The organism is Vibrio sp. YT-19(2023) (assembly GCF_033337395.1).
The window spans coordinates 1-541 of the sequence record NZ_JAWOQN010001033.1; the positions used below are offsets into that span (position 1 = coordinate 1).

Annotated in this window: 1 protein-coding gene and 1 pseudogene; both read left to right on the top strand. The window is 50.3% G+C overall.

Annotated elements, in window-relative coordinates; genetic code table 11:
• Positions 1-320 (top strand): agmatine deiminase family protein (locus tag R7E78_RS29855; RefSeq protein ID WP_318059108.1); only part of this gene is annotated, 320 nt, incomplete at its 5' end.
• Positions 321-374: 54 nt separating this feature from the next.
• Positions 375-541, top strand: a pseudogene (locus R7E78_RS29860) (succinate-semialdehyde dehydrogenase (NADP(+))); the annotation flags it as partial.

The following is a 541-nucleotide window of genomic DNA, read 5'->3' on the forward strand; positions in this document are numbered from 1 at the left end:
ATGCGAAAGGGCGCGAGATTGAAATTGTCCGTTTGCCCTTACCAGGTCCGTTGCATTACAGCGAGCGCGAAGCCAATGGCATTGACGCCAGTTCAGGAATGAGCCGACAAGCTGGCGAACGCCTAAGTGCCTCTTATGCGAACTTTCTTATCGTCAACGGCCATGTGTTCTTACCAATGTTGGATGAAGACACCGACGCCATTGCGATCGATATTTTGCAAAACGCGATGCCGGAATACCAAATCATCGCGATACCGTCGAGAGAGGTTCTACTCGGCGGAGGGAACATTCATTGCATTACGCAGCAGATCCCCGCTTAAACATAAGCTCGCCGCTGACTCAGCGGCGATGATGAGTTGTCAAAAGGAATGACCATGCAACAGATACAAAACCAAAGCCTTGTTTCGTTTATGCTAGCGAACCCACAACAGGGCATTGCAGTGACTAATCCAGCGACCGGAGAGCTTCTCGGGTACCCACCTGTCTCAACTGAGAACGATATTTTAAATAGCATTGAACGTGCCCATGTCGCGCGGAAAGA